Annotated in this window: 1 protein-coding gene and 3 tRNA genes; 1 reads left to right on the plus strand and 3 read right to left on the minus strand. The window is 44.0% G+C overall.

Going from position 1 to position 873, the window contains the following annotated elements; genetic code table 11:
- Window positions 1-7: 7 nt before the first annotated feature.
- A tRNA-Ser gene (locus tag ACSX1H_RS19415) sits at window positions 8-94 on the minus strand.
- 227 nt (window positions 95-321) lie between these two features.
- On the opposite strand from ACSX1H_RS19415, the gene ACSX1H_RS19420 reads away from it, so the two are divergent.
- On the plus strand, window positions 322-540 hold the full coding sequence (locus ACSX1H_RS19420) for a transposase (RefSeq protein WP_439185917.1): 219 nt from the start codon (window positions 322-324) through the stop codon (window positions 538-540).
- A 105-nt stretch (window positions 541-645) separates the two neighbouring features.
- On the opposite strand, the gene ACSX1H_RS19425 is transcribed toward ACSX1H_RS19420, so the two are convergent.
- Window positions 646-720, minus strand: a tRNA-Pro gene (locus ACSX1H_RS19425).
- 59 nt (window positions 721-779) lie between these two features.
- Window positions 780-854: transfer RNA gene (locus ACSX1H_RS19430), tRNA-Pro, on the minus strand.
- Window positions 855-873: the final 19 nt, after the last annotated feature.

The raw sequence follows: 873 nt of genomic DNA on the forward strand, positions 1-873 counted from the left end.
TTTTGAGCGGAGAGTGGGGGATTCGAACCCCCGGTACGGTTGCCCGTACGTCAGTTTAGCAAACTGGTGGTTTCAGCCACTCACCCAACTCTCCATTTTTTTCTCTTTCGTTCAAGAGAAACAACCGCCTCATCTGCTCTAACCCTCGTTGCGATTGCGATTGCAAAAGTAGCAAATAGTATTAAACCTCCAAATAAAAAGAATGCACTATACTGACTTGCTGGCACGACGAATAATGCCAAATTTCATATTATAAATCCGTTATGCCTGCGAATAAACTTGTGCACTAAATGAATATTTTTTGGATATGGGAAAACTTGGGTGTTCGAAAATATAGAATCAGCAGGCTTCGGTGCTTTTGCCACCATACGACGCACCTTTGAAATGCATCACGATACTATTATTAACTACTTTAATGGCAGAAGCACTAATGCAGCAGCAGAATCATTCAATGCCAAAATCAAAGACTTCAGAAGGCAGTTTAGAGGAGTAACCGATGTCAAATCTTTCCTTTACAGATTGTGTAAGATTTATGCCTAGACCCAGATATTGTGCGTGGTCCTTCGGAACTGATCCAGCATATAACGAAAAAAGCTCGTAAACCTTTTGATTTACGAGCTTTTGATTGCATTTGTTGCTACTTTGTCGGGGTACCAGGATTCGAACCTGGGACCCCCTGGTCCCAAACCAGGTGCGCTAACCGGACTGCGCTACACCCCGAAAACAAATTTCAATCTCAAAATATAAAGAATCTCCCATTGTCGATTCTCACTAAATAGTCGGGGTACCAGGATTCGAACCTGGGACCCCCTGGTCCCAAACCAGGTGCGCTAACCGGACTGCGCTACACCCCGAAACTAATTTTGAGCGGAG

Origin of the sequence: Carboxylicivirga taeanensis (assembly GCF_051851475.1) — a bacterium.
In the GTDB taxonomy this organism is placed as follows: Bacteria; Bacteroidota; Bacteroidia; order Bacteroidales; family Marinilabiliaceae; genus Carboxylicivirga; species Carboxylicivirga taeanensis.